Here is a 19,968-nt window from a genome sequence, read left to right on the forward strand (position 1 = left end):
CGCCGCCCCCTCGCGCGGCGCTGCCTCTCCGCGCGGCGCGGCCTCCCGCGCTCAGGCCGACTCCGCCGCGGCCAGCGCGCGGGCCCGGGTGAGCCAGCGCGTGAACAGTGCGGCGTCCACGTCGTCCAGAGTGCGCAGCTTGACCGAGGCCATGGCCCGCGCGCCCGGTTCCAGCCGCCCGCTGCGGTCCTCGACCCGCTGGCCCTGCCAGAGCCCGAAGGTCACATACGAGCCGTACGCCTTGAGCAGGCAGACCGGTGAGACGCCCGGCGCTCCGCCCAGGCTCCACACCGGGTGACCGTGCCACAGGGCGCCGGGCGCGTCCGGCAGCGCGGCCTCGATGATCTCCCGCGCCTTCGTGCCGACGTCGCGCAGCGGTTCCTCCAGGGCGGCGAGGTAGTCGGTGACGGTGGTGGTGGCCTGGCCCATGCGGATCACTCCCGAGCGTCGGATACGGCGTGTGCGGGGTTGACCGGCACGGCGTCCGAAACTCATCGCCTCCGGCGGAGGTCTTTGCCCGGCCGCCGGTCCGCCGGGCCCCGTACCGGCCCATCGCCACCTCCGCACCGGCCCACTACCGGCCCCGCACCGGCTCCGGTCGGCCCTGTATCGGTTCAGCAAAACCGCTGACATCAAGGGAACACCCCGCTTCCCATCTGCACTTGTGGTGCTTTACCGTTTAATGGACAGCCGGTCGGCGGGGTCGCTAGGTTGGGCGCCGCGGGCCACGGGCCGAAAACCGGCCGGAAACCGCCCGGCAGCAAGGCAACAGCAGGCAAGGAGCAGGGATGAAGGACGTCACGCCGATCGCCGACGGCTGGAGGCTGCGCCTTCCCGAGCCCGGGTCGGCAGCCGGAGCCGGAGCCGGACCGGAAGCCGCGCCCGCGCTCGGGTCCGGCACCGTACCCGCCCAGGTACCCGGCTGCGTGCACACCGACCTGATGGCCGCCGGGCTGCTGGAGGACCCGTTCCTGGACCGGAACGAGACCGCGGCGGCGTGGGTGGGACGGGCCGACTGGACGTACGAGACGGTGCTGCCGCCGCGCGCCACCGGGCACGAGCGCACCGACCTGGTCTTCGACGGCCTGGACACGGTGGCCGAGATCCGCCTCGGCGACACCGTCCTCGGCGCCACGCGCAACATGCACCGCGGCTACCGCTACGACGTCACCGAGCGGTACGGAGCGGCGGCCGAGACCGCGCTGACCGTCGCCTTCACCTCCGCCTACACCGAGGCGGAACGGGTCCGCGCGCTGGTCGGCGACCGGCCCAACTCGTACACCGAGCCCTTCCAGTACATCCGCAAGATGGCCTGCTCCTTCGGCTGGGACTGGGGTCCGACACTGGTCACCGCCGGGATCTGGAAGCCCGCGCGGCTCGAACACTGGTCGACCGCGCGGCTGTCGGGTGTCACCCCGCTGGTCACGGTGGCCGACGGCACCGGACGGGTCGAGGCCCGACTGGAGGTCGAGCGCACCGCGTCCGGTCTGAACCGCCCGCTGGCGGTGCGCCTGCGAGTGGGGGAGACGACGGTCGAGGCCGAACTGCCCGCGGGCGCCGAGCGGTTCACCGTCACCGCGCGGGTGCCGGGCGTCGAGCTGTGGTGGCCGCACGGCTACGGCGCCCAGCCGCTGTACGACTGCGAGGTCACCCTCCTCGACGCGACGACCGCCCAAGGCGCCTCGCTCGACCGCTGGCAGCGCCGTATCGGCTTCCGCACCGTCACCCTCGACACCGCCCCCGACGACAAGGGCACCCCCTTCACCCTGCTGGTCAACGGCGAGCCGATATTCGCCCGAGGGGTCAACTGGATCCCGGACGACGTCTTTCCGACCCGGATCACCCCCGACCGCTACCGCCGCAGGCTCCGGCAGGCCAAGGACGCGGGCGTCGACCTGATCCGCGTCTGGGGCGGCGGGATCTACGAGAGCGACGACTTCTACGACGCCTGCGACGAGGCCGGGCTGCTGGTCTGGCAGGACTTCCTGTTCGCCTGCGCCGCCTACTCCGAGGAGCAGCCGCTGCGTTCGGAGGTGGAGGCCGAGGCGCGGGAGAACGTGGCCCGGCTCGCCCCGCACGCCAGCCTCGTGCTGTGGAACGGCAACAACGAGAATCTGTGGGGCTTCCGCGACTGGGACTGGGAGCAGGATCTGGCGGGCGCGTCCTGGGGCGAGGGCTACTACCTCGGCCTGCTGCCCCGCGTGGTCGCCGAGACCGACCCCACCCGGCCCTACTGGGCGGGCAGCCCCTGGTCCGGCTCCTGGAACCACCACCCCAACGACCCGGCGCACGGCACCGCCCACTCCTGGGAGGTGTGGAACCGCCGGGACTGGACCGGCTACCTGGAGGACGTGCCGCGCTTCGTCGCCGAATTCGGCTGGCAGGCGCCGCCCGCGTACGCCACGCTGCGCCGGGCGCTGACCGACGACCCGCTCACCCCGGAATCGCCCGGCATGCTGCACCACCAGAAGGCCGCCGACGGCAACGGCAAGCTGGACCGCGGCCTGGCCCACCACTTCCCGGCCCCCGCTGACTTCGGCACCTGGCACTACCTGACGCAGGTCAACCAGGTCCGCGCCATCGCGTGCGGCATCGAGCACTGGCGCTCGCACTGGCCGGCCTGCGCGGGCACCGTCGTCTGGCAGCTCAACGACTGCTGGCCGGTGACCTCGTGGGCCGCGATCGACGGCGACGAGCGCGAGAAGCCGCTCTACCACGAGCTGAAGCGGCTCTACGCGGACCGGCTGCTCACCGTCCAGGAGCGCGCCGCCGGCCTGGTCGCGGCCGTGGTCAACCAGAGCGCGCGGGACTGGTCGGGCACGGCGGTCCTGCGCAGGGTCGCGGTGGACGGCGCCATACTCGCCGAGACCCGGCTGCCGTTCACCGCGACGGCCCGCACGGTCGCCGAGATCGCCGTACCGCGCGACCTCGTACCACCGGGCGACAGCACCAAGGAACTGCTGACCGTCGAGGCGGAAGGACCCGACGGTGGCGAGGACGTCCGCGCCCTGTGGTTCCCGGCCAGGGACAAGGACTTCGCCTACCCCGCGCCCCGCTGGGACCTGGAGCTCGCCACCTCGGACGACGGCGCCACCGAAGTGACCGTCACCGCCCGTACGCTCCTGCGCGACCTGCTGCTCCAGGCCGACCGGCTCGACCCCGCGGCCCACGCCGACCGGGGCCTGGTCACACTGCTGCCCGGCGAGCGCGTCACGATCACCGTACGCGGCTGGGACCGGCCGGAGCCCGCAGCCGCCGCCGCGGCGCTGTACTGCGTCAACTCCGCGGTCCAGCGCACGGATCCGGGCGACGAGCGGTGAGCCTTCCGGCCGGGGAGCCGGGACGCCGCCCCACCATCAAGGACGTCGCCGCGCTGGCGGGCGTGTCCAAGGGGGCGGTGTCCATGGCGTTCAACGGCCGCCCCGGCGTCTCGGAGACCACCCGCGCGCGGGTCATCGCCGCCGCCTCCCAACTCGGCTGGGCGCCGAGCCAGTCGGCCCGCGTGCTGTCCGGCACGCGGGTCAACACCATCGGCCTGGTCATCGCCCGCCCGGCCAGGATGCTCGGCCTCGAACCCTTCTACATGGAGTTCATCTCCGGCATCGAGAGCGTCCTGGCCGACCACGACAGCGCCCTGCTGCTGCGCCTGGTCGGGGACGTGCCCGAGGAGATCGCCGTACAGCGGGCCTGGTGGCGCTCGCGGCAGATCTCCGGGTCGATCCTCGTCGACTTCCTCTCCGACGACCCGCGCATCCCCGCGCTGACCGCGCTCGGCCTGCCCGCGGTCGCGGTCGGCCACCCGTCGCTGACCGGCGGCCTGCCCTGCGCCTGGACCGACGACGCGACGGCCGTCACCGAGGCCGTGCGGTATCTGGCCGCGCTCGGTCACCGCAGGATCGCCCGGGTCGGCGGGGCCGCCGCCTTCGGCCACACCGCGATCAGGGCCACCGCCTTCGCGCGAACCGCGCGCGAACTGGGCCTGGACCAGGCGCGCAGCGTCGACACCGACTTCTCCGGCGCCCAGGGCGCCCGCGCCACCCGCGGTCTGCTCGCCTCACCGGCCGGCTCCCGCCCCACCGCGATCCTCTACGACAACGACCTGATGGCCGTCGCCGGTCTGTCGGTGGCCGCCGAGATGGGCCTCGCCGTACCCCGTGACGTCTCGCTGCTCGCCTGGGACGACTCGCAGCTGTGCCAGCTCACCCTGCCGAAACTGTCGGCGATGAGCCACGACGTCTTCGGCTTCGGCGCCGAGTTGGCCCGGCGGCTGCTGACCGTGCTGAACGGCGGCACACCCGCGACGGGACCGGTGGCCACCCCGGTACTGACCCCGCGCGAGAGCACCGCCCCGCCCGCCCGTACGACCTGACCGGCGTGCGCCGTCCGCGTCGTCGGGGCTACTTCGTCGCGCCTCTGGTGAATCCGTTGTAGATGAACCGCTGGAGGAACAGGAAGATCACCAGCGTCGGCACGATCACCAGGATCGCGCCCGCCGAGATGTCCTCCCAATGCGCGCCGTAGGGCCCCTTGAAGCGGAACAGCGACGTCGAGATGGTCCCCAGATTCTCCGACGGCATGTAGAGAAACGGAATGTAGAAGTCGTTGTAGACGGTGATCCCCTTGATGATCACCACCGTGGCGATGGCCGGTTTGAGCAGCGGCAGGATGATCCGCCAGTAGATCGTGAAGGTGTTCGCGCCGTCGATCCTGGCCGCCTCGTCCAGCGAGACCGGAATGCTCCGGATGAACTGGAGGAAGATGTAGATCGACACGATGTCGGTGCCCATGTACAGCACGATCGGTGCCCAACGGCTGTCGTACATCCCGAAGTTGTTCACGATCTTGAAGGTCGCCACCTGTGTCGTCACGCTCGGCACCAGCGAGCCGATCAGGAACAGCGCGATCACCAGCCGTCGCAGCCGGAAGTGGAAGCGGTCGATCGCGTACGCCGCCATCGAGCCGATCAGCACCGTGCCCGCGATCGAGAAGACCAGGATGAACGCGGTGTTCCCGAAGGCGCGCAGCATCTTCCCGGCCCGGAAGGCCGTCACGTAGTTGTGGTAGTTCAGCCAGTTGTGCGGCAGCGACAGCGCCCCGCCGTCCGCCGTCATCTCCTGCGACGTCTTGAGAGAGGTCAGGAACACCGCGACCAGCGGCAGCAGCACCACCGCGGAGGCGAGCAGGAGTGAGAGGTACACCAGCGTTCTGACCAGCACCCTGCGGGTGCGCGCGGGCCGGTCGACGGTCTCCCGCGGCGGGGCCTGCTCCGTGTCGCGGACGAGCAGCGAGGTCATACGAGATCGTTCCTCTCGTCGGGCACGACGACGCGCTGCAACCAGGTGACCAGCAAGATGATCACCAGCAGGGCGACGGCCGCCGCCGAGGCCAGCCCCATCTTGTTGAACTCGAAGGCCAGCTTCACCGTCTGGATCACGAAGGTCTGGGTGCCCGCCGCGCCGCCGGTCATGATGTACGGGATCTCGAACGCCGACAGCGAGCCGGAGATCGCCAGGATCGCGCTCAGGCTCAGCACCGGTTTGATGCCCGGCGCGATGATGTGCCGGAACTGCTGCCAGCGGTTGGCGCCGTCCAGTTCCGACGCCTCGTACAGCTCACCGGGGATCGACTGGATCGCGCCGAGGAACAGCACGAAGTTCAGGCCCATGAAGCGCCACACCGACACCGCGGACAGCGAGGTGTTCGCCGTTCGCCCGCTGCCCAGCCAGAAGTGGTGCCCGTGCACCCCGAAGGCGCTCAGCACGGTGTCGAGGGTGCCGTGCGGCTGGAAGAAGTACAGGAAGACGAAGCCGATCGCGACCCCGTTGAGCAGGTAGGGGAAGAACAGCAGGCCCTTGAAGAGATTCCGGAACCGCAGGTCGAAGCTGAGCACGGTCGCGAAGTACAGCGCCAGTGCGATCTGCGCCACCGACGCCACCAGGTAGTAGACGCTGACGAAGAAGACCTGGAACAGCTCGGGTCTGGTGAACAGCTCCACGTAGTTCTTGGCCCCGACGTAGTTCCGGTCGGGGCTGACCCCGTCCCAGTCGGTGAAGCTGTCCCTGATCATGGTGCCGACCGGCAGGTAGGTGAACGTGATCAGCAGAGCGAGCGGCACCGCCAGATACAGCCACGGCGTCACGGTCCGCCAGACCCGGGCGCGCGTCACAGGGCGGCGGTCTTCTGCGCGTTCGCCCACTTCTTGGCGAGGCCGGCGAAGATGCCGGGGAGATCACCACCCGCGGCGCCGCGCGCCACGTCGATCAGGTGCTGGCGGTACTCGGGCTTGTCGGTCATGCCGATCTCGGACTGGTTGTCGATCCTGGTGACCTTGGCGCTCTGCGCCTGCGACATCTCCACGAACCGCACACCGGCGTCCTGGAACGGCTTGAGGGCCGACGGCAGCGGTCCGCCCTTGAGCGTGGGGACGGCCTGGTTGGTCTGTACGTAGCCGGACTTGTCGGTGAACCAGTCGATCCAGGCGCGGGCCGCCGCCTTGTTCTTGGAGTGGACGTTCACCGCCTCCTGGTAGTCGGGCGCCACCGGGGTGCAGAAGGTGCCGTCCTTCTGGGAGGGGAAGGGCATGTAGCCGATCTCGGATGGGTCGCGCCCGGCCTTCTTCGCGGCGTCCTGCATCTGCACGATGGACCACGAGCCCAGCCACATGGTGGCGATCTTGCCGGTGGCCAGCAGATTCTTGCTGTTCTCCCAGTTGGTGGTGGTCGGGTCCTGCTCGGAGAGCCTGTCGTGCACGATGGTGTAGAGCAGCGTGTCGCCGACGTTCAGGTCGGTGCCCGCGTGCCAGGGGTCCGGGTCGGTGGCGGGCTCGTCGGCCGCCTTGGCGTCGCAGGTGGCCGCGCCCTGCACCGAGGTCCAGGCGGTCAGCGGCCAGCCGTCCTTGTAGTTGGTGTAGTACGGCGTCGCGGAGGTCTTGGCCTTGACGGCCTTGAGGTCGGCGAGGAAGGCGTCGGGTGTGGTCGGCCAGTCGGTGACCCCGGCCTGCTGCCAGACGGCCTTGTTGTAGACGAAGCCCGCCGCGTTCGCGAAGTTCGCGATGCCGTAGACCTTGCCGCCGACCGTGGCCTTGCCGGTGAAGGTGTATTTCTTGCCCAACTCCTCGGCGCTGCCCAGCGAGGCGAAGAACTTCGGGTAGTCGTCGGTCTTGATGGCCGCCGGGATCATCAGCACGTCGCCGTAGTTCGAGGTGTTCATCCGGATCTTCACCTCGCCCTCGTAGTCCGTGATCCCCTCGAAGGTCACCCGGACCTTCGGGTAGAGCTTGCTGAACTCGGCGGCGTACTTCTTCATCGTGCCGTCCTGCACGAGGTCGGTCCGCTGGGTGAGGACCTTGATGTCACCCGACACCGCCGACGGGTCGGCGGGCACGGTGGCGGTACCGCCCTTGGACGTCGAGCCCCCGCCACCGCAACCCGCGGCGAGCAGCGCCATGGTCGCCAGCAGCGACCCGGCGAGTGCCTTGCCCTTCATGTGCACCATCTCCGTCTCCACAGCGCGGTACTTAAGCGATTCAGTGGCGGAACGACCGCACTATTGCATTGGGTTGTGGGCCGGTAAAGGGACTGATTCAGCGCTGATGCTTAACCGTTATATTGCGGTTCAGCGCGCCGCCGTCCGTGGGCACGGGTTCGCGGGACGGGCGCGGCGCGCTGTGGGGTAGGGTCGGTGCCGTCAGGGGCGGGTCAGGACCCGTCACCGCAGTGGGGATCAGCCGAGATCAGCCGAGGAGGTGGGACCGATTACCGGTATCGCAGGCCGGGTGCTCCCGCCGTACGGCCGAGCGGTCTCTCCGACGTAGGTGAGGCCGGGGGAGTGCCCGTGGGCTTCCCGAAAGGCTCTACATGTCGGACTTCACCGCACCGTCGCCCGAATCCACCGTCGTCGCCGCGCTCAGGGCCGCGGGCTGCGTCTTCGCCGAGGACGAGGCGCGGCTGCTCATCACGGCGGCCGGAACCCCCGAAGAACTCGCCGCGATGGTCGCGCGCCGCGCGGACGGTCTGCCGCTCGAACACGTCCTGGGCTGGGCCGAATTCGCCGGACAGCGGTTCGCCGTGGACCCCGGTGTCTTCGTACCGCGCCGCCGTACCGAATTCCTCGTCCGGGTCGCGGTCGGCCTCGCCGCGCCCGGCGCCGTCGTCCTGGACCTGTGCTGCGGCTCGGGGGCCGTCGGAGTCGCCCTGGCCACCGTGCTCGGCGGCGGCGTCGAACTGCACGCCGCCGACCTCGACCCGGCCGCGGTGCGCTGCGCCCGCCGCAATGTCGCCCGCGTCGGCGGGCGGGTGTACGAGGGTGACCTCTTCGCGCCGCTCCCGGCCGACCTGCGCGGACGGGTCGGGCTGCTGGCCGCCAACGTCCCCTACGTACCCAGCGAGGAGGTCGGCCTGCTGCCGCCCGAGGCCCGCGACCATGAGGCCCTGATGGCGCTCGACGGAGGCGCGGACGGCCTCGACGTCATGCGCCGCGTGGTCGCGCGTGCCGCCGACTGGCTCGCCCCCGGCGGTTCCCTGCTGGTCGAGTCGAGCGGGCGGCAGGCCCGGCGGGCGGCCGGCCTGTTCACCGCCGCCGGGCTCCGCGCGCACGTCGCCGAATCGGACGAGCTGTACGCGACCGTCGTCGTCGGCACCCGCCCGCCGCTCGACATGTCCTAGCGCCGCGCGCGTCGTGGCCGTTCGTCGCTGGTCAGTCGGCCTGTTGGTCGGCGGTGCGCAGGCCCGCCGACCACTTCTCCTCGATGTTGCCGAACCGCCAGACGGCGAAGGCGACGGCCCAGGTGGCGAAGAACAGGCCCACGATGACGTAGCCGACGATGTTGAGGTCGATGCCGCCGACCCAGTCCCAGAAGGCGCCGTGGAACCCGGCCTTGTCCGCGACCAGGCCGAGGAGTTCGACGGTGCCGATGATGAGGGCGACGGCGACGGACAGGCCGGTGATGGTCAGGTTGTAGTAGACCTTGCGGACCGGCTTGGAGAACGCCCACTCGTAGGCGAAGTTCATGAACGAGCCGTCGATGGTGTCCAGCAGCGACATGCCCGCGGCGAAGAGCACCGGGAGGCAGAGGATCGCGTACCAGGGCAGCCCGGACGCCGCGCCGGAGCCCGCGAGCACCAGCAGCGCGATCTCGGTGGCGGTGTCGAAGCCGAGGCCGAAGAGCAGTCCCAGCGGGTACATCTGCCACGGCTTTGTGATCGACTTCATGACCCGGCCCAGCAACCGGTTCATGAAACCGCGGTTGTTGAGCTGCTCCTCCAGCGCTGCCTCGTCGAAGTGGCCCTCGCGCATCTGCCGGAAGACCTTCCAGATCCCGGCCAGGATCACCAGGTTGATGAAGGCGATGACGTACAGGAAGGTGCCGGAGACGGTGGTGCCGATCCAGCCGGTGACGTTGTGGAGCTGGGAGTTGTCGTCCTCGACGGGGTTGGCGAGCGCCTTGATGCCGAGCGAGAGCAGGAAGGCCAGGCCGAAGACGATGCTGGAGTGGCCGAGTGAGAACCAGAAGCCCACCGACAGGGGCCGCTTGCCCTCGCCCATCAGCTTGCGGGTGGTGTTGTCGATCGCCGCGATGTGGTCGGCGTCGAAGGCGTGCCGCATGCCGAGGGTGTACGCGGTGACGCCGATGCCGATGCCGAAGGACTTGGTGCCGAGGCTGTAGTGCTCGGGGGCCACGATCGCCACCAGCGTGAACCAGCCGATGACGTGCAGGGCGAGGATGAAGGCGAACATGCCGCCGACCCTCGTCCACTCGGCGCGGGTCATCGAGCCGGCGATGCGGCGCCAGCGGGACCCTGCTGGTGCCGGTGCGTCCGGAGACGTGGCGGTGGTCATTTCATCAGTCCTTTGTCGAAGCGGGCGAAGCCAAGCTAGACGCACCTCAGTCCTAGTTGCAAGGTACTGGCAATAAGAATGCCCACCCTGGCCCACCCCAAGCTCAGCGGGGTGCCGATACCACCGGCGCGAGGACGCAGTCGCCGCAGAGCCCGCCCGCGCCCCCCGGCGCGGCCCGGTAGATCAGGCAGCAACTGCGCCGGCGGAAAGGAGCGCCCGGGGCGCCCGGAGCGCCCGTACGCGCCCCCGTGCTCGTACCGCGCAGCGGCGGCCGGTCCAGCAGCAGGGCGGCCAGTGACCGTACGCGCCCGGCGTCGGCGGGGCGGGCCGCGGCGAGCATGCCGACGGCGCCGTTCAGCGCGGAGGCGGTGTTGCCCCACAGGATGTGCGGGGACACCTTGAAGGGCGCGAAGGCGTCGGCCAGTTCGCGCACCGGCCCGTCGAGCAGATGGCGGGCGAGGGCGGCGGCGGGGCCGTCCCCTCCTGCGGGCACGCCGGGAGCCGTGTCCTGGTCTGTGTCCTGGGCTGTGTCCTGAGGCGCGTGCGGCAGCGACAGCGGGAAGGGGCCGCCGAGGACCGGCTGCCAGCGCAGATCGGCGAGCCGCAGGCCCGCCGCGACCTCGCCGCGCAGGACCGCGAGGGCCAGCGTCGGCGACAGCACCCGGGCGACCAGGCCGAGGTGGGCCACGGACGCGGCGACCCGCGGCTCGACGGCCTCCGCCTCCCGGCCGCCCGCCGCCGCGAGGTACCGCCTGACGCCCGCCACCCGGTCACCGAGCGCGGGTCCGCCGTCGGCCAGTTCACCCATCGACCGCCAGGGGGCGCCGGTCCCGGAATCGGCGCGGTGCTCCTCGGCCGCGAAGAACGGGCCGAGGGCCGCGAGATCCGCCGTCCGGGACGCCTCGGCGGGCGGCTCGGACGGCGGCGGTGCGTCGTCGTTCATCGGTTCACGCGCTGACCGGGTCCGTCCTGCCGGTCTGCGCGGCGGGGGCGGTGCGCGAGGCAAGCACCCGCTCGGCCAGCGGGCCGAAGGCCAGCCCGATCACCGTCCACAGCAGAAGCTGCGCGGCCACCGAGTAGAACCGGAAGGAGAACATCACGTCGGCGGGGAATCCCGGATACACGATCCGGCCCTTGTCGTCGGTGAGCGGCAGCGGCGTCTCCGTCGCGTGGTTGCCGAAATTCTCCTTGTTGTACGCCAGGTGGCCCAGTTGCGGCAGCAGCGCCATCACCACGCCGATCGCGACGACGAAGGCGGCGCCGGCGAGCAGGGTCGCGTTCCAGTTCCCGAACCGCGCCTGGAGCCTTCTGCCGAGCAGCGCCGCCCCGACCAGAAAGGCCAGCGAACACACGACCATCACCAGATAGAGCCCGGTGCGGTCCTTGATGGTGTCCTCGTGCCCGATGGCGGGCGGGTTCGCCGGGTACTTGAGGAACGGCACCAGGTAGATGCCGAGGAATCCGCCGCCCGCGACCAGCAGGGCGAGATTGCGTGCCCGCAGATTGCCGACGCGTCCCAGGCACACCGCGTAGGCGACCGCGAAGAGCGCGCCCATGGCCATGCCGAAGAAGATCATGCCGACGCCGATGCCCACGTCCGCCTGGACGGTGCGGCTGAACAGTTCGTGTCCCGCGTGCTCCATCGGCAGCCCGGCGGCTTTGTCGAGCGCGGCCTGCGCGTCGTCCCTGCCGCTCTCGTAGTCGATCGCTTTACCGATCTCCGGCTCCGCGAAGATCCGCGCGAAGAGGAATGCGAGCAGCCCTGCGACTGCGCCGACGACTATGCCGCGCAGGATGAGTTTCTTTTCCATGTCGAATTGTCCGTCTGTTCTGTCGGCGCGAACTCAGTGGCAGGGGAAACCGAGGAAGTGCCGGGCGTCGTGGACGAACTCGTGGATGTGCGTGTCCTTGCCGAAGACGCTGACCGCGCCTTGGTCGACACCGATGAAGTAGTAGACGGCGAACGCCAGGATCGCGGTGCCTACCAGCCACATCACGGCCTTCGAGACCGGCAGGACAACCGGTGTGGCGGTGGTGGTGGGAGCGGACACGGAGCTCACGGGTGGGCCTCCTTCAGGGATTCGGCGTCCCTCGATCGAATGGGGCGTTTGTGACGGCGGAGTATCTGACTCACCGGCCACCTCCTCGATGCCCGGCTACACAGTGGCGCGACCGTGCTGGATTTTCACCAGCTTCCTCACGCCATCACGTAATTGAGCGTAGGGGCTGTCGAACAGGCACGTCAATCGGGCCTGCGACGTTGTGACATACGCCCCTGACCGCTGTGCGAGACTCCGGACCGTGAAACAGATCTTCGTCATCGGTATCGGGGCGGGCGACCCGGATCAGCTCACCCTCCAGGCCGTGCGGGCGATCGGCCGCACCGAGGTGTTCTTCCTCCTCGACAAGGGTGAGGAGAAGGCCGATCTGGTCGCGTTGCGCGAGGAGATCCTGCGGCAGCACGCCGTACGGCCGCACCGCGTGGTCGTCGCGCGCGACCCGGAGCGCGACCGGGACCGGACGACTCCCGGCTACGCGAACGCGGTTGACGACTGGCGGCGGCGCCGTGCCGACATCTACGAGCGGCTGATCGCCGGGGAACTGCCGGACGACGGCTGCGGGGCGTTCCTCGTCTGGGGCGATCCGGCCCTGTACGACAGCACGTTGGGCATTCTCGAAGAGGTGCACGGCCGGGGGAGCGCCGCGTTCGAGTGGACGGTCGTGCCCGGCGTCAGCAGCGTCTCGTCGCTGGCCGCCAAGCACCGCACGGGCCTCAACCAGGTCGGTCGGCCGGTGCAGATCACCACCGGGCGCAGGCTCGCCGACGGCGGGCTGCCGGACGGCGTGGACGACGTGGTGGTGATGCTGGACGCCCACCAGACCTTCGGGCGCTTCACCGGCCAGGGGCTGGAGATCTACTGGGGCGCGTATCTCGGCACGCCCGACGAGATCCTGCTGTCCGGACCGCTGGACGACGCCCTCGCGCTACGGATCAGCGACGTACGGGCGCGGGCCAGGGCGCGCAAGGGCTGGATCATGGACACGTATCTGCTGCGGCGCGGCGTCCCCACGTGACGTCGCCCGGCGCGGAGTCGAGACATGTGCTGATCCTCGGCGGTACGGGGGAGGCCCGGCGGCTCGCGGCGCTGCTCGCGGCCGATCCGGGGTTTGTGCCGACGAGTTCGCTGGCCGGGCGGGTCGCGGAGCCCCGGCTGCCGGACGGCCGGGTCAGGATCGGTGGCTTCGGGGGAGCGGACGGGCTGGCCCGCTGGCTGCGTGAGGAGCGGGTGGACGTGGTGGTCGACGCCACGCATCCCTTCGCCGCCGTCATCAGCGCCCGCGCGGCCGAGGCGGCCCGCGCCGTACGCCTGCCGCTGTTCGTGCTGCGCCGGCCGGGCTGGGCGGCCGGTCCCGGTGACCGCTGGCACTGGGCCGACTCCGTCGCGGACGCGGCGGCCCTGCTGCCGGGCCTCGGGAGCCGTCCCTTCCTGACCACGGGGCGCGGCGACCTCGCGGCCTTCGCCGCGGCGCCCGCCTCGTTCCTGCTGGCGCGCTCGGTCGACCGACCCGATCCGCCGCTTCCCCCGCACGTCCATGTCCTGCTGGCACGCGGCCCGTTCACGGTGGAGTCCGAACGCGCGCTGCTGCGCGAGCACCGGATCGACGTCCTGGTCACCAAGGACAGCGGCGGCGCCGCGACCGCCCCCAAACTCACGGCGGCCCGTGAGGCGGGCATTCCCGTCCTGATCGTCCGCCGCCCGCCCCCGCCGGAGTCCGTCCCCGTCGTCGCGACCCCCGCGGAGGCGGTCAGCCGGCTGCGTGCCCCACTCAGGCGCTAGCCGCCTCCGTGGGGGTGGCCGTTCCCGCGAGGACCTGGTCGCGGTGGGTCCGCGCCGTGACCATCAGGGCGTCGAGGGTGTCGCGGGTGCGGACGAGGTCGTCGATATGGGCTGAGAGGCGGTCGCGCTCCAGGGCCATCCGGTCGAGGGCGGCGTCGGAGTTCTCCTCGCTGGGGGAGTCGACGCAAGGGAGCAGTTCGGCGATGGTGCGGCTGGACAGGCCCGCCGCGTAGAGGCGTTGGATGAAGGCGACGCGCTCGACCTCCTCGTCCGTGTAGTGCCGCTGTCCGCTGCCGCTGCGCACGCTGGTGAGCAGTCCCTGCTCTTCGTAGTAGCGCACGGACCGCACGCTGACCCCGGCCCGCGCCGCGAGTTCCCCGATCCGCACGGTGTCCTCCCGCGTGTGTGATGGCTATGTCCTGCGTCACAGAGCTTGCCTCTGACGTCAGTGTCAGGTTTTAGCGTAACAGTCGCGTCCGGGAGACCGGGCGATACGGACAGCGACGCGATACGCATGAAGGAGCCCGACGTGACGAACCTCTTCACCAGCTACCGGCTCGGCGGTCTGACCCTGCCCAACCGGCTGGTCATGGCCCCGATGACCCGGGTCAGGGCCGCGGCGGGCGGGCTGGCGACACCGTCGATGGCGGCCTATTACGCCCAGCGGGCGACCGCCGGGCTGATCGTCAGCGAGGGCGTGCAGCCGAGCGCGATCGGACAGTCCAACCCGGGCACGCCGGGGCTGCACACGGACGAGCAGACCGCCGCGTGGCGCCCGGTGACCGACGCCGTGCACGCCAGCGGCGGCCGGATCTTCGCCCAGCTCATGCACGGCGGCCGGGTCTCGCACCCCGACACCATCGGGACGCTGCCGGTCGGCCCCTCGGCCGTCGCCGCCGTGGGAGACGTGTTCACCCCGACCGGCCCGCAGCCCGCCCCGACGCCCCGGGCCCTGGAGACCGCCGAGATCCCCGAGCACGCGCGGTCGTACGGCGACGCCGCCCGCCGCGCGGTCGACGCCGGATTCGACGGGGTGGAACTGCACGGCGCCAACGGCTATCTGATCTCGCAGTTCCTCTCGTCCAACGCCAACCTGCGCACCGACGGGTACGGCGGCTCGGTCGTGAACCGGATCCGCTTCGCCGTCGAGGCGGTCGCCGCCACCGTCGACGCCGTCGGCGCGGACCGCACCGGCATCCGGCTCTCGCCGGGCGCCGCCTTCTGGGGCGTCCGGGAGGACGACGTACCGGAGCTGTACGCGGCGCTGCTCACCGAACTGGCGGCGCTCTCGCCCGCCTACGTGCACCTGGAAGCCACCGCGGACGAGGACGTGCTGATCGCCCTGCGCAAGGCGTGGCCCGGAACCCTGATCATGAACCCCGTGCTGCCGATGGGTCCCAAGCAGACGGGCCGGGACGAGGCGGACCACTGGCTCGGTCTTGGCGCCGACCTGATCAGCTTCGGCCGCGGCTTCATCGCCAACCCCGACCTGGTCGAGCGGCTGCGCGTCGGCCTGCCGCTGGCCCCCGTCGACGAGGCCACGTACTACCAGGGCGGCGACGCGGGCTATCTCACGTACTCCTCCCACCAGTACGCGGCCTGAGATCCCTCCGTCGGTCAGGCGGCCTTGACCGCGGGCTTGAGGACGTCCTCGCACCACTGCCGGAGCGTGGTGGGGGTGTCCACGGCGTGCTGCGGGGTGCGGGTGATCCCGCTGTCGAGGCCGCCGTCTTTGGCGATCGCCATCTCCAGCATGCCCTGGGCGATGGCCTCGGACGCGCCCGCGCTGAGGAACCGCTCCTTGAACGGCCCCGTCGGGACCTGCTGGTAGCGGACCGGGAAGCCGAGGACGTTGGAGATCACGGCGGCCGTGTCATTCTGCGACAGGTCCTCGGGGCCAAGTACCGGTACGTCCTCCCGGCCGCTCCACGAGCGGTCGAGCAGCAGGCGGGCGGCGACGGCGGCGATGTCGCCGGTGGCCACCGTGGGCAGCGCGCGGTCGGGGGAGAGCGCGTTGAAGAACACGCCCTGCTCCTTGATCACTTGGGCCTGGCGCAGCAGATTGTCCATGAAGCTGGGCAGATTCAGGGACCGGAAGGCCGCGCCGGTCTCCGCGAGTCGGTCGTCCAGGGCCAGTGTGGCGGTCGCATGCCCTGCCCGGTCCGCGAACGCGGTGCCGCGGCCCAGAGCGCTGACGCTCACGACGTGCTTGACGCCGTAGGCGCGGATCGCCTCGACGGCGGGCCGGGCGAAGTCGGAGTACACCTCGTCTAGGGTGGCCGCGTGGTGGTTGGGCGGCGGCAGCCAGAACAGCGCGTCGGCGCCGTCGAGGGCGCGGGCCACGGCCTCGGGGTCGCCGTGCGAGCCCTGGACCACCTCCGCGCGCTCGCGGACGCCGGCGTTCAGTCTGGCGGGATCGCGCACGACGACGCGGACCGGTTCGTCGGCGGCGAGGACGCGGTCGACCACCTGGTGTCCGATGTTTCCGGTAGGTGCGGTGATGACGATCATGAGTTCACTCCAGCGGCATGGGAAACGGTCGCTCGAACAAGTAAACTCTACCGTACCGTTTACTTTTGAGGATGCAAGCCGATGACCGAAGAAGGCGGCCCGCGCCAGCGCGGGGAGCAGCGACGAGGCGAGGAGTTGCGGCGCCACATCCTGTTCATGGCCAAGGACGTGTTTCTCGAGGCCGGGTACGAGCGCGCCTCGATGGACGCCGTCGCGGCCCGCGCGGGGACGTCCAAACGGTCGCTGTACGCGCATTTCGAGAACAAGGACAAGCTGTTCCTCGCCGTCCTCGGCCTCGTCCGCGAGCTGTACCTCGGCAAGCTGCGGACCCCCGACGCGTACTCCGCGGACCCCGCGGAGGCGGTCGCGCTGTTCTGCGCCCGCTTCCTCCAGCTCATGACGTGGGAGACCCAGGTGCGCACCTGTCGGCTGAGCATCGCGGCGGCCGAACGGCTGCCCGCCAGCTCGCGCGCCTACTTCGACGCCATGTTCGCCACCACCCAGGAGCGGCTGGCCGCGTATCTGGTCGAGCACTACGACACCACGGCGGCCGACGCCCTCGCGCAGGACCTGCTCGCCCGCACCGTACTGCCGCGCGTGTTCCGCACCCTGCTCAATGTCGAGGACGCGACCAAGGGCATGCCGCAGGACGACGCGCTCGCCGACCACGTCGACCTGCCCGGTATCCGGCGGGTGGTCGCGGGGGCGCTGCCCGTACCGGAATAGGGGCGCGAACAGGGGCGCGCTCTAGGCGCAGGACGGGCACACGCCCCGGTAGGTGACCTCGAACGCCGAGACGGTGAAACCGAAGCGCTCCTCGGGCGGCAGGTCGGCCAGCGGGTCGCCGGTCGGGTGGACGTCCCGGATCGTGCCGCAGCGCGAGCACACCAGGTGCTGGTGGGCGTGGTGCGCGTTCGGGTCGTACCGCTTGGCGCGGCCGTCGGTGGAGACCTCGATGACCTCGCCGAGCGCGACCATCTCGCCCAGGGTGTTGTAGACGGTGGCCCGCGAGATCTCCGGCAGCCGCCCGGCCGCGCGGGCGTGCACCTCGTCGGCCGTCAGGTGGACGTGGTCGCCGTCGAGAACCTCGGCGACGACGCGGCGCTGGGACGTCATCCGCCAGCCGCGTCCGCGCAGCCGCTCCAGCAGGTCACTCATGTCGGTTCACCTATTCAGGTTCGGCGGGATGCCCGAAGTTTACTCACGGGCGTCCGGAGTCTGATGGGATATGAGCTTGGCCCGCTTCTTGACTTGGACACAGTCCATCGTAGGATCGGTTCCGGCGATAACCAAGGGACAGGAAGCCCCCAGCAGGGCAGGAGACGGAGACGTGACAGGACCACCGCCGTGAAGTCGCGCGGCGTCGGCCTGAGGGTGGGGACCGCCCGCGTCGCGGCCACCGCCCGCCCGACCGTGTCCGATGACCCCGGCTCGTCGTTCGACTTGTCGCCCGACGAACCGCGGTCGTCTCCCGGGGCCGAGCGCCCCGACTGTTCCCTTTCCCCGCAGTTCCTGAGCACCGTGATCCGCCTGGTCCGGAAGGATTCCCATGTCTGAGAACCATGATGCAATCGTCACTGACGCGAAGGCGGAGGGCGGGGGTGGCTGCCCGGTCGCGCACGGACGCGCGCCGCACCCGACTCAGGGCGGCGGAAACCGCCAGTGGTGGCCCGAGCGGCTCAATCTGAAGATCCTTGCCAAGAACCCCGCCGTGGCCAACCCGCTCGGCGAGGGCTTCGACTACGCCGAGGCGTTCAAGACCCTGGACCTCGCGGCCGTCAAGCAGGACATCGCGCAGGTGCTGACCAGCTCCCAGGACTGGTGGCCCGCCGACTTCGGCAACTACGGCCCCTTCATGATCCGCATGGCGTGGCACAGCGCGGGCACGTACCGCATCAGCGACGGCCGCGGCGGCGGTGGCGCGGGCCAGCAGCGTTTCGCCCCGCTCAACAGTTGGCCGGACAACGGCAACCTGGACAAGGCCCGCCGTCTGCTGTGGCCGGTCAAGAAGAAGTACGGCCAGAGCCTGTCGTGGGCCGATCTGATGATCCTCACCGGCAATGTCGCCCTGGAGCAGATGGGCTTCGAGACCTTCGGCTTCGGCGGCGGTCGCGCGGACGTCTGGGAGCCCGACGAGGACGTCTACTGGGGCCCCGAGACCACCTGGCTCGGCGACGAGCGCTACACGGGCGACCGCGAGCTGGAGAACCCGCTCGGCGCCGTCCAGATGGGCCTCATCTACGTCAACCCCGAGGGCCCCAACGGAACGCCCGACCCGCTGGCCGCGGCCCGCGACATCCGTGAGACCTTCCGCCGGATGGCGATGAACGACGAGGAGACCGTCGCGCTGATCGCGGGCGGCCACACCTTCGGCAAGACCCACGGCGCGGGACCGGCCGACAGCGTCGGCGACGACCCCGAGGCCGCCTCCATCGAGCAGCAGGGCCTCGGCTGGAAGAACAGCCACGGCACCGGCAAGGGCGGCGACGCGATCACCAGCGGTCTCGAGGGCATCTGGACCAACACCCCGACCGCCTGGGACAACAGCTTCTTCGAGATCCTCTTCGGCTACGAGTGGGAGCTGTTCCAGAGCCCCGCGGGCGCCAACCAGTGGCGGCCGAAGGAGGGCGCGGGCGCCGGCACCGTACCGGACGCGCACGACGCGTCGAAGAGCCACGCCCCGACGATGCTCACCACCGACCTCGCCCTGCGGGTCGACCCGGCGTACGAGCAGATCTCGCGGCGCTTCTTCGAGAACCCCGCCGAATTCGCGGACGCCTTCGCCCGCGCCTGGTACAAGCTGACCCACCGCGACATGGGCCCGGTCGTGCGCTACCTCGGCTCCGAGGTGCCCTCCGAGGTGCTGCTGTGGCAGGACCCGCTGCCCGCCGCCACCCACGAGCCGCTCGACGCCTCCGACATCGCCGCCCTCAGGAGCCAGATCCTCGGCTCCGGCCTGTCGGTGGCCCAGCTCGTCTCCACCGCCTGGGCCTCGGCCTCGTCCTTCCGCGGCAGCGACAAGCGCGGTGGCGCCAACGGCGCGCGCGTCCGTCTCCAGCCGCAGATCGGCTGGGAGGTCAACGAGCCCGACCAGTTGGCGACCGTGCTGCGCACCCTGGAAGGTGTCCAGGAGTCCTTCAACGCCGACCGGAGCGGCGCGAAGGGGATCTCCTTCGCCGACCTGATCGTGCTGGCCGGTGGCGTCGGCGTCGAGCAGGCCGCCAAGGCGGCCGGGTACGACGTCCAGGTGCCGTTCACGCCGGGCCGCGTGGACGCGACCCAGGAGCAGACCGACGTCGAGTCGTTCAGCGCCCTGGAGCCGACCGCCGACGGATTCCGCAACTACCTCGGCAAGGCCAACCGGCTGCCCGCCGAGTACCTGCTGATCGACAAGGCGAACCTGCTGAACCTGAGCGCCCCCGAGCTGACCGTCCTCGTCGGCGGTCTGCGCGTCCTGGGCGCCAACTACCAGCAGTCCGCTCTCGGCGCCCTCACCGGGACCCCCGGCACGCTGACCAACGACTTCTACGTCAACCTGCTCGACCTGGGCACGACGTGGAGCGCGACGTCCGAGGACGCGAACACCTTCGAGGGCCGCGACGCCTCCGGTGCGGTCAAGTGGACCGGCACCCGCGCCGACCTGGTCTTCGGCTCGAACTCCGAGCTGCGCGCCCTGGCGGAGGTCTACGCGAGCGACGACGCGAAGGAGAAGTTCGTCAACGACTTCGTCGCGGCGTGGGCCAAGGTCATGGACCTCGACCGGTTCGACCTGGTCTGAGAC

19 protein-coding genes and 1 riboswitch are annotated in these 19,968 nt (G+C 70.8%); of the genes, 8 read left to right on the forward strand and 11 right to left on the reverse strand.

Annotation, left to right across the window (positions count from 1 at the left end):
- Window positions 1–51: 51 nt before the first annotated feature.
- Entirely contained in the window at window positions 52–429 is a 378-nt protein-coding gene (locus BGM09_RS10000) for a DUF1801 domain-containing protein (protein WP_188281135.1), read from the reverse strand.
- Between the two features lie 359 nt (window positions 430–788).
- Here BGM09_RS10000 and BGM09_RS10005 point away from each other — a divergent pair, with 359 nt between their 5' ends.
- Both BGM09_RS10005 and BGM09_RS10010 read left to right on the forward strand, forming a co-directional pair.
- On the forward strand, window positions 789–3,320 hold the full coding sequence (locus tag BGM09_RS10005) for a glycoside hydrolase family 2 protein (RefSeq protein ID WP_188281136.1): 2,532 nt from the start codon (window positions 789–791) through the stop codon (window positions 3,318–3,320).
- A complete protein-coding gene (locus BGM09_RS10010; RefSeq protein ID WP_317452623.1) occupies window positions 3,317–4,369 on the forward strand; it encodes a LacI family DNA-binding transcriptional regulator in 1,053 nt (350 codons plus the stop codon). The genes BGM09_RS10005 and BGM09_RS10010 overlap by 4 nt, the downstream gene beginning before the upstream one ends.
- Before the next feature lie 28 nt (window positions 4,370–4,397).
- On the opposite strand, the gene BGM09_RS10015 is transcribed toward BGM09_RS10010, so the two are convergent.
- From BGM09_RS10015 to BGM09_RS10025, 3 genes are read right to left on the reverse strand one after another with little or no spacing between them, the layout of a single operon-like run.
- Window positions 4,398–5,294, reverse strand: coding sequence for a carbohydrate ABC transporter permease (locus BGM09_RS10015; protein WP_188281137.1), 897 nt, complete (start codon window positions 5,292–5,294; stop codon window positions 4,398–4,400).
- Entirely contained in the window at window positions 5,291–6,196 is a 906-nt protein-coding gene (locus BGM09_RS10020; RefSeq protein ID WP_391118052.1) for a carbohydrate ABC transporter permease, read from the reverse strand. Before BGM09_RS10020 ends, BGM09_RS10015 begins: the two co-directional genes overlap by 4 nt.
- Window positions 6,163–7,494 carry an ABC transporter substrate-binding protein gene (locus tag BGM09_RS10025; protein ID WP_411158286.1) on the reverse strand — a complete coding sequence of 444 codons (1,332 nt, stop codon included), beginning with the start codon at window positions 7,492–7,494 and terminating at the stop codon, window positions 6,163–6,165. The genes BGM09_RS10020 and BGM09_RS10025 overlap by 34 nt, the downstream gene beginning before the upstream one ends.
- A 362-nt stretch (window positions 7,495–7,856) precedes the next feature.
- Between BGM09_RS10025 and BGM09_RS10030 the strand changes: the two genes are divergently transcribed.
- Window positions 7,857–8,663: a putative protein N(5)-glutamine methyltransferase gene (locus BGM09_RS10030; protein ID WP_188281138.1), complete on the forward strand. Its 807-nt coding sequence runs from the start codon at window positions 7,857–7,859 to the stop codon at window positions 8,661–8,663.
- 31 nt (window positions 8,664–8,694) lie between these two features.
- On the opposite strand, the gene BGM09_RS10035 is transcribed toward BGM09_RS10030, so the two are convergent.
- The 4 genes from BGM09_RS10035 to BGM09_RS10050 all read right to left on the reverse strand — a co-directional run bounded on the left by BGM09_RS10035 (window position 8,695) and on the right by BGM09_RS10050 (window position 11,831).
- Entirely contained in the window at window positions 8,695–9,837 is a 1,143-nt protein-coding gene (locus BGM09_RS10035; protein ID WP_188281139.1) for a HoxN/HupN/NixA family nickel/cobalt transporter, read from the reverse strand.
- A gap of 103 nt (window positions 9,838–9,940) precedes the next feature.
- Window positions 9,941–10,780 carry a (2Fe-2S)-binding protein gene (locus BGM09_RS10040; protein WP_188281140.1) on the reverse strand — a complete coding sequence of 280 codons (840 nt, stop codon included), beginning with the start codon at window positions 10,778–10,780 and terminating at the stop codon, window positions 9,941–9,943.
- 4 nt (window positions 10,781–10,784) lie between these two features.
- Window positions 10,785–11,648, reverse strand: a complete 864-nt coding sequence (locus BGM09_RS10045) for a CbtA family protein (protein ID WP_188281141.1) — start codon at window positions 11,646–11,648, stop codon at window positions 10,785–10,787.
- Between the two features lie 33 nt (window positions 11,649–11,681).
- Window positions 11,682–11,831, reverse strand: a complete 150-nt coding sequence (locus tag BGM09_RS10050) for a CbtB domain-containing protein (protein WP_188281174.1) — start codon at window positions 11,829–11,831, stop codon at window positions 11,682–11,684.
- Between the two features lie 103 nt (window positions 11,832–11,934).
- A riboswitch (cobalamin riboswitch) is annotated at window positions 11,935–12,083 on the reverse strand.
- Window positions 12,084–12,138: 55 nt separating this feature from the next.
- On the opposite strand from BGM09_RS10050, the gene cobF reads away from it, so the two are divergent.
- Window positions 12,139–12,912, forward strand: coding sequence for a precorrin-6A synthase (deacetylating) (gene cobF / locus BGM09_RS10055; RefSeq protein ID WP_188281142.1), 774 nt, complete (start codon window positions 12,139–12,141; stop codon window positions 12,910–12,912).
- Window positions 12,909–13,676, forward strand: a complete 768-nt coding sequence (locus BGM09_RS10060; RefSeq protein WP_188281143.1) for a cobalt-precorrin-6A reductase — start codon at window positions 12,909–12,911, stop codon at window positions 13,674–13,676. The genes cobF and BGM09_RS10060 overlap by 4 nt, the downstream gene beginning before the upstream one ends.
- Here BGM09_RS10060 and BGM09_RS10065 read toward each other — a convergent pair.
- Window positions 13,666–14,064: a MerR family transcriptional regulator gene (locus tag BGM09_RS10065; RefSeq protein ID WP_188281144.1), complete on the reverse strand. Its 399-nt coding sequence runs from the start codon at window positions 14,062–14,064 to the stop codon at window positions 13,666–13,668. The genes BGM09_RS10060 and BGM09_RS10065 overlap by 11 nt on opposite strands.
- A 141-nt stretch (window positions 14,065–14,205) precedes the next feature.
- Between BGM09_RS10065 and BGM09_RS10070 the strand changes: the two genes are divergently transcribed.
- A complete protein-coding gene (locus BGM09_RS10070) occupies window positions 14,206–15,279 on the forward strand; it encodes an alkene reductase (protein ID WP_188281145.1) in 1,074 nt (357 codons plus the stop codon).
- Window positions 15,280–15,293: 14 nt separating this feature from the next.
- Here the strand turns inward: BGM09_RS10070 and BGM09_RS10075 are convergent, their stop codons facing one another.
- Complete coding sequence (locus tag BGM09_RS10075; RefSeq protein ID WP_188281146.1) at window positions 15,294–16,187, reverse strand: NAD(P)H-binding protein; 894 nt, start codon at window positions 16,185–16,187, stop codon at window positions 15,294–15,296.
- Window positions 16,188–16,268: 81 nt separating this feature from the next.
- On the opposite strand from BGM09_RS10075, the gene BGM09_RS10080 reads away from it, so the two are divergent.
- The gene (locus tag BGM09_RS10080) at window positions 16,269–16,913 is read left to right on the forward strand and encodes a TetR/AcrR family transcriptional regulator (protein WP_188281147.1); all 645 of its coding nucleotides are present in this window, start codon (window positions 16,269–16,271) and stop codon (window positions 16,911–16,913) included.
- A gap of 21 nt (window positions 16,914–16,934) precedes the next feature.
- Here BGM09_RS10080 and BGM09_RS10085 read toward each other — a convergent pair whose 3' ends face one another.
- Window positions 16,935–17,345 (reverse strand): Fur family transcriptional regulator, encoded by a 411-nt coding sequence (locus BGM09_RS10085; protein WP_188281148.1) that lies wholly within the window; start codon window positions 17,343–17,345, stop codon window positions 16,935–16,937.
- A gap of 391 nt (window positions 17,346–17,736) precedes the next feature.
- Here BGM09_RS10085 and katG point away from each other — a divergent pair, with 391 nt between their 5' ends.
- Window positions 17,737–19,965 carry a catalase/peroxidase HPI gene (katG, locus tag BGM09_RS10090; protein WP_188281149.1) on the forward strand — a complete coding sequence of 743 codons (2,229 nt, stop codon included), beginning with the start codon at window positions 17,737–17,739 and terminating at the stop codon, window positions 19,963–19,965.
- Window positions 19,966–19,968: the final 3 nt, after the last annotated feature.

The sequence above is a fragment of the Streptomyces sp. CBMA29 genome, assembly GCF_014596445.1.
Lineage (GTDB): Bacteria > Actinomycetota > Actinomycetes > Streptomycetales > Streptomycetaceae > Actinacidiphila.